Consider the following 6,847-nt stretch of genomic DNA (forward strand, 5'->3'; position numbering starts at 1 on the left):
ATTCAATCGATTCACGAGCCAAAATCATTTCAGTTCCACGTCGGATAAAGCTTTATTCAATTGAGCCTTTGGTAGCGCAATCTGGGTGGGCGATAATGAAGCTCTCGAGCGATCCTTCGCGCGAAGCAGGACCGCTTGCCGCGCCGGGAGCGCGCCTCTCCATTCTGGAGATGGAACTTTCGGACGTGGAACTAGAGCGTCACAAAGAAAGTTCGAGTAAATTGTTCGGCTCAACTCTTCTGAAAATTTCAGTCAAATCACGAAGGCTTGCGCGCGGATTCGGGTCGTGTGCGATGCCTGGGCAACATGATGTGTCGTTGCGGCCGCTGTGGCGCCCATTTGTTGCGGTTGGACGTCTCGAATTGCGCGAAGTTGCGGAGTGACTGCAACGCATGACGGCGTCGGCGCGGATGGGAGAACCGCTTTTTTCAGTTAATGGATGTTGCGTCGCAGTGCGGCCTGACGGTTAAATCGGGCACACGATCGAGCCCAGGGAATGTCCGAGTGCCGCCTGTCCGCAAGGAAGCAAAGCCGTTCAACGTCAAACGCGCAGCACTGGCCGCCACCATCGGCAACATGCTCGAGTTCTACGACTTCATCACCTACAGCTTCTTCGCCATTCAGATCGGGCACACCTTCTTCCCGACACAGAGCGAATACGGCAGCCTGATGCTGTCGCTGGCGACCTTCGGCGCCGGCTTCGTCACACGGCCGATCGGCGGGATCGTCCTCGGCATCTATTCCGACCGGATCGGCAGGCGGCCTGCCATGCTGTTGAGCTTTGCCTTGATGGGGTGTGCGATCCTGACCATCTCGCTGACGCCCTCCTATCATGCGATCGGCATTGCGGCACCGATCATCGTGATCGTGGCACGCATGGCGCAAGGCTTCGCCCTCGGCGGTGAGGTCGGGCCGACCACCGCCTATCTGATCGAGATCGCTCCGCCCGAACACCGGGCGCTGACGGTGGCATGGCAGCCGGCGAGCCAGGAGATCGCCGCGACCGCCGGCGCCCTGGTCGGCGTCATCCTGAGCAAGACGATGGCACCGGAGATGCTCGAGTCCTATGGCTGGCGGGTGGCATTCCTGATCGGGGCCGTCTGCCTGCCGTTCGGGCTCTGGATGCGCCGGACATTGCCGGAGACGATCCCGCATGCTGAAGCCGGTGTCGCAGCGGAAGAACGCACGGGTCACCTCTCGCAGGCTCGGCGTCACCTCGGCGTCATCGCGCTGGCGTTGATGATTTTGGCCAGCGGCACTATCTCGACCTATGTCACGCAATACATGACGACCTATGCGCAGAATACCCTGCATGTGTCGTCGACACTGGCTTTCGCCGTGTCGCTCGTCAGCAACGCCATTCAGTTCGTCGGCGCACTGGTCGGCGGATGGCTCGCCGATCGTCTCGGCCGCAAGCCGGTCATGATCTGGCCGCAGCTCGCAACCCTCCTGCTGACCTATCCGGTCTTCCTGTGGATCGTTCATGCGCCGGGCGCGCCGTCGCTCCTGGTCGGCTTCGGCGTGCTATCGATCATCGGCTCGCTGCCGTTCACCGCGTTCTACGCGACTTTCACCGAGGCGCTGCCGCAGAACATCCGCGGCGGCGTGTTCGCCACCGTCTATGCGGTCGCGATCGCGAGCTTCGGCGGCACGGCGCAGCTCGTGGTCACCTGGCTGCTCCACGTCACCGGCAATCCGCTGGCGCCGGCCTGGTATCTGCTGCTAGCGGCGATCGTCGGCCTGGTCGCGATGAGCCTGATGCCGGAAACTGCGCCGGTGAAGAGGCGCGAAGCCTGATGGCGACGGTGCTCGCAGGCTGGTGATTTGCGTTTCGCCGGCAACTGTTGACGATGCGCCGGCTGAAGGATCAGGGCCACGCATCAGGAAGGATAGATCGATGAGTATCGAAACCACCATGACATCCGACGTCGTCGGGCTGACCAAAGTCGCTCCGGTCTCGCGTCGCGGATTCATGAGCGCCACCGCGGCCGTGGCTGCCGGCTATACGCTTGCGGCCGGGCCGGTCCGCGCCGAGGTCATCACGACGGACACCAATGGTCTCCAGACCGGCGACGCCAAGATCAAGGTCGGCTCCGAGGAGATGCCTGCCTATTTTGCCCGCCCCGCCGGCAATACCAAGGCGCCGGTGATCATCGTGGCGATGGAGATATTTGGCCTGCACGAATACATCAAGGATGTGACCCGGCGTCTCGCCAAGCTCGGCGCGTTCGCCGTTGCGCCCGACTATTACTTCCGTAAGGGCGTTGACCTGACCAAGGTCACCGAGATCAAGGACCTGCTGGCGGTCGTCAATGCCAAGCCGGACGCGGAGTTGCTGTCCGATCTCGATGCCACGGTGGCGTGGGCGGGATCGCAGAGCGGCGACACCGCGAAGCTCGGCATCATCGGCTTCTGCCGGGGCGGGCGCACCGTCTGGGAATATGCCGCGCACAACGGCGCCCTCAAGGCCGGTGTCGCCTTCTACGGTCCGCCGGTCGATGCCCCCAATCCGCTGTGGCCGAAGAGCCCGCTCCAGCTTGCGCCCGAGATGAAGGCGCCGGTGCTCGGCCTCTATGGCGGAGCCGATACCGGCATCCCCGTTGCGCAGGTCGAGCAACTCAAGGCGGCGCTCGGGCAAAACGAGAAGACGGCCGAATTCAAGATCTATCCGGATGCCCCGCACGGCTTCCATGCCGACTACCGCGGCAGCTACCGCAAGGACGCGGCCGAAGATGCCTGGAAGCGGGCGCAGGCCTGGTTCAAGAAGAACGGCGTGCTGAGCTGACGCCGCGTTTCGAGGGGCGGCCGCAACGGCCGCCCCAATCTGGTCGGCGTGTCCAGGAGGGGCACGTTCGGATACAACGGAACTGTCTTTGCCTTATCGTCCTTCGCCCGCGTTCCACAGCGCATCCAGGCCGTGCCGATAGGTCGGATAGGCGAAGCTCACGCCGAGCTCGCGCTTCGCCCGCGCGTTGGAGACACGGGCGTTGCCGGCATAGAAGCTGCGGGCCATCACCGACATCTCGGCCGTCTCGAACGCTTCTTCGGCTGGCGCTGGAATGCCCATCAGCTTCGCCGCATAGGCGATCACGTCCTGCGGTGGCGCGGGCTCGTCGTCGCAGACGTTCCACGTGCCGCCGCCCCGATGGCGCACCGCGGCCATGATCGCGCTTGCGATGTCATCGACATGGATGCGGTTGAAGACCTGTCCCGGCTTGACGATGCGGCGGGCCGAACCCGCGCGAAGCGTCGCCAGCGCGTTGCGGCCGGGGCCGTAGATGCCTGCAAGCCGCAGGATCGCGACGTCGCCGCGCCCCGTCTCCATCCAGGCCTGCTCCGCCGCGAGCCGCATCCGCGTGCGGTCGAGCGCGGCCTGCGGTGGCGTGCTCTCGTCGACCCATGCGCCGCCGTGGTCGCCGTACACGCCGAGCGTGGACAAATAGATAATCTTCCGGCGACGGCCCGATGCCAGTGCCTCTGCGTACGCCGTGATGGCGGGATCGCCATGGCTCCCGGGCGGGATCGATACAACAAGAACGTCGGCGTCGCGAACGCGCTCGATCGTCTCGCCGTCCGGATCGCTGCCGGAAAACGCGTGCGCCTCGATGCCGGCGAGACCTTCCCGCTTCGCGGGATCGCGCACCGTGCCGGCGACGTGCGAGAACGCGCCGCCGAATCTGCGGACGAAATGCCCTGCGCTATAGCCGAAGCCGAGGATGAAGAGCCGCATGCGTCTGCCGTGCTGGTCGGAGTTCCGGTCGCGCCGCTGCGCGCATCTCTGCTCATAAGAGATTTTTGGGTCCGGCAAAAGATATTGCAATTTTACTCGCCTGCCTCCGCGGGCGATGCTCGCTTGTCACAGGGGCGTCAGAAGGGAAGCCGATCATGCAGGCGGAAGCGCCCGCCGTAGCGCTATGCGACGCCGTGGAACTGATCCGGCGCGCCAGCGCGCTGATCTTCGATGTCGACGGCACCATGGCCGAGACCGAGGAGCTGCATCGGCAGGCCTTCAACGAGGCCTTCGCGCGCGGCGGGCTCGGCTGGCAGTGGGATCGTGGCGTCTACAAGGACCTGCTGCGGGTGACGGGCGGCAAGGAGCGGATCCGCGCCTACCATGCGAGGCAGCGGATCGCCCCGCCATTGTCGGATGAGGACGTCGCAGAGCTCCACCGCATCAAGACCGCACGCTATGCCGAACTGGTCGAGACCGGCTGCTGCCCGCTGCGTCCGGGCGTCGCCGACCTGCTGGCGGCGGCGCGGTCGCGCGGCCAGCGGTTCGCGATCGCAACGACCACCTCGCGCGGCAATATCGATGTGCTGCTGTCGCGGGCGCTGGGCACGCGCTGGGCCGCGGACTTCGACGCCATCGTCGCCGGTGACGACGTGCGGCACAAGAAACCCGCGCCGGACGTCTATCTCGAAACCCTGGCGCGGCTGGAGCTGGACGCTTCCGATTGCGTCGCGATCGAGGATTCCGCCAACGGCCTGATCGCGGCCTCGCGCGCCAGCATTCCCGTCGTGATCACCCGCAGCATGTTCTTCCGGGACGATGATTTCACCGAGGCGCGGTTCGTGCTGGACGATCTGTCGGCACTTGGATGAGGTCGCCAACTAAAAAAACTGACAAACAACCCCATGCACAGTAGATCACGCCGGCGGTCAGTGGACGCGGTGACTCGGGCTATCGTCTTCAGCCTGCTCGACAATCTGCGCAATCGGGCTCGACTGGTGGTGCACGAGGCGCCAGTCGCCACCAACGCGGCGGAAATGGTTGGAGGCGGCCAGCGCGGTGCCGTCGACGATCTCGATGCAGAGCACGCGCGCGCTGTCGCCGTCGATGATCGCCTGCGGCTCGGCACAGACGATCTGCGGCCGCTCCGGATTTTGCAGGATGTCGCGCCAGCTGCCGATCACCGTGGCGCGCCCGATGATGGCCGGCCAGCCGGGATGGATGCAGGAGATGGCGTCGTCATCCGCCCACATCCGTTCCATGCCGTCGAAGTCGCCGGTTGAGAAGGCGGCGTAGAAGGCCGCGTTTGCGGCGATGACCTTGCTGTCCTTTGCCATGGCTCTCGGGTGAGGCAATGACAGGCAAAAATCAAGCGCGACTTCCGTCGACTTTGCGTTCGATTTGGACCGCAGTGCAGCATTGCTGCCCGCTTTGTGGTCACGTGGAGACGTGCGTCTCGACCGCCCGCCGCGCGCCGTCCGCATAGAGACGGCCGAGCGCCGCGGTCACGGCTTCGCGCAGGCGCGGTTCGGCGCCGAGCGGCCCGAACACCTGTCCGACGCCGAGCAGCGCGGGCGCCAAGCGCTCGGCAACGGGACCCGCCTCGCGCGCCAGCGCCGCGAATTCGCCGGCGAGCGGATCGCGCACGTCGATCGCGCGGCCCTGTTCGTCGGTGGCCGTGACGTAGCGCATCCAGCCCGCCACCGCGAGCGCATGGGTCGCGATCGGCAAGTTCTGGCGCAGGCGGTCCTGCATCGCGCCAAGCAGGCGCTGTGGCAGCTTTTGCGAGCCGTCCATCGCGATCTGCCAGGTGCGGTGATGCAGCGCCGGATTGGCGAAGCGCCTGAGCAGCGAGGCGCGGTAGGCGGCAAGGTCGGTGCCTGATGGCATGGTCAGCGTCACCGCGGCCTGTTCCATCACCTGCGCGGCAAGACGCGCGAAATGCGGATCCAGCATGGTATCGGCGATGGTCTCGTAGTCGGCGAGATAGCCGAGATAGGCGAGCGCCGAATGACTGGCGTTGAGCAGCCGCAGCTTCATCAGCTCGAACGGCTTGACGTCGGCGACGAGCTCGACGCCTGCAGCCGCGAGATCAGGCCGGCCCGCGCAAAAGCGGTCCTCGACCACCCATTGCGTGAACGGCTCGGTCATCACCGGCCAGGCGTCGCGCACGCCGAGCGCAGCGGAAACCGCTTCGCGGTCGGCCTCCAGCGTCTCCGGCACGATGCGGTCGACCATGGTGCAGGGGAAGGCGGCGTTATCCGCGATCCACTTGCCGAGGTCCTTCGACCGCAGCGCCGCGAACTGCGTCACGATGCGCTGCACGGTGTGGCCGTTGGCGGCGAGATTGTCGCAGCACAGCACGGTGAAGGGCGGAAGACCTTGCGCCCGCCGCCGCGCAAGCGCGGCCACGATGAAGCCGGGCGCCGAGCGCGGCGCGTCGAAATTGTTCAGATCGTGCACGACGTCCGGATGCCGCTCGTCGAGATCGCCGGTCTGCGGCGTGTGGCAATAGCCTTTCTCGGTGACGGTGAGCGAGACGATGCGGATGGCGGGATCGGCCATCCCCTGGACCAGCCGCGCCGGGTTCTCGCGCGCGACGACGCTGTCGAGCAGCGCGCCGATGACGCGGTGCTCGGTGCCTTCGGCCGCGCGCACGGCGACGGTGTAGAGATGGTCCTGCGGCGCGAGGGCGTCGCGCGTATCCGGACTGCGCAGGCTGGCGCCAACGATGCCCCAGGCGGTGGCGCCGGCGGCAAGGCAATCGTCGATGACGACGGCCTGATGGGCGCGATGAAAGGCCCCGAGGCCCAGATGCACGATGCCGGGCGTGACGCCCGAGCGGTCATAGGCCGGACCGCGAATGGCCGGCGGCAGCCGGTCGAGATTGGCGCAGCCAAGGCGCATGGTCGTCTCTCCCCTTGTTTTGCCGCTGCTTGACATGGCGCCCGTGCTCGGTCAATGCTGCGGTCAATTGGTAAGGCCAATTATCCAAAATTGGCGGGCCGCCGGGAACCGACCGGCGCGGCCCTTTCGGGGAGGCCAGCGTGCCGCTGGAAGCTGTGGAGGCGAGACGGCTCTATCGCCAGGTCGCCGATCAATTGCGAAGCCTGATCG

7 protein-coding genes are annotated in these 6,847 nt (G+C 65.9%); 4 read left to right on the forward strand and 3 right to left on the reverse strand.

Features of this window, described 5'->3' with window-relative positions; genetic code table 11:
- The 3 genes from ACXJL8_RS29405 to ACXJL8_RS29415 all read left to right on the forward strand — a co-directional run.
- A partial coding sequence (locus ACXJL8_RS29405) for a hypothetical protein (RefSeq protein WP_456686052.1) occupies nt 1–383 on the forward strand: 383 nt, incomplete at its 5' end.
- Between the two features lie 121 nt (nt 384–504).
- Nucleotides 505–1,797 (forward strand): MFS transporter, encoded by a 1,293-nt coding sequence (locus ACXJL8_RS29410; RefSeq protein ID WP_456618066.1) that lies wholly within the window; start codon nt 505–507, stop codon nt 1,795–1,797.
- Between the two features lie 100 nt (nt 1,798–1,897).
- Nucleotides 1,898–2,785 carry a dienelactone hydrolase family protein gene (locus ACXJL8_RS29415; RefSeq protein ID WP_456618065.1) on the forward strand — a complete coding sequence of 296 codons (888 nt, stop codon included), beginning with the start codon at nt 1,898–1,900 and terminating at the stop codon, nt 2,783–2,785.
- A 93-nt stretch (nt 2,786–2,878) separates the two neighbouring features.
- Here the strand turns inward: ACXJL8_RS29415 and ACXJL8_RS29420 are convergent, their stop codons facing one another.
- Nucleotides 2,879–3,730, reverse strand: coding sequence for an SDR family oxidoreductase (locus tag ACXJL8_RS29420; protein ID WP_456618064.1), 852 nt, complete (start codon nt 3,728–3,730; stop codon nt 2,879–2,881).
- A gap of 155 nt (nt 3,731–3,885) precedes the next feature.
- Between ACXJL8_RS29420 and ACXJL8_RS29425 the strand changes: the two genes are divergently transcribed.
- Nucleotides 3,886–4,602 (forward strand): HAD family hydrolase, encoded by a 717-nt coding sequence (locus tag ACXJL8_RS29425; RefSeq protein WP_456618063.1) that lies wholly within the window; start codon nt 3,886–3,888, stop codon nt 4,600–4,602.
- A 57-nt stretch (nt 4,603–4,659) separates the two neighbouring features.
- Here the strand turns inward: ACXJL8_RS29425 and ACXJL8_RS29430 are convergent, their stop codons facing one another.
- Nucleotides 4,660–5,067 (reverse strand): nuclear transport factor 2 family protein, encoded by a 408-nt coding sequence (locus tag ACXJL8_RS29430; RefSeq protein ID WP_456618062.1) that lies wholly within the window; start codon nt 5,065–5,067, stop codon nt 4,660–4,662.
- A gap of 100 nt (nt 5,068–5,167) precedes the next feature.
- Complete coding sequence (locus tag ACXJL8_RS29435; RefSeq protein ID WP_456618061.1) at nt 5,168–6,637, reverse strand: mannitol dehydrogenase family protein; 1,470 nt, start codon at nt 6,635–6,637, stop codon at nt 5,168–5,170.
- Nucleotides 6,638–6,847: the final 210 nt, after the last annotated feature.

This window comes from Bradyrhizobium sp. P5_C11_2 (assembly GCF_054049755.1).

Coding starts and splice junctions, on each gene's coding strand:
- ACXJL8_RS29415 (WP_456618065.1), top strand. CDS start 1,898: ATGAGTATCGAAACCACCATGACATCCGACGTCGTCGGGCTGACCAAA.
- ACXJL8_RS29430 (WP_456618062.1), bottom strand. CDS start 5,067: ATGGCAAAGGACAGCAAGGTCATCGCCGCAAACGCGGCCTTCTACGCC.
- ACXJL8_RS29420 (WP_456618064.1), bottom strand. CDS start 3,730: ATGCGGCTCTTCATCCTCGGCTTCGGCTATAGCGCAGGGCATTTCGTC.
- ACXJL8_RS29425 (WP_456618063.1), top strand. CDS start 3,886: ATGCAGGCGGAAGCGCCCGCCGTAGCGCTATGCGACGCCGTGGAACTG.
- ACXJL8_RS29435 (WP_456618061.1), bottom strand. CDS start 6,637: ATGCGCCTTGGCTGCGCCAATCTCGACCGGCTGCCGCCGGCCATTCGC.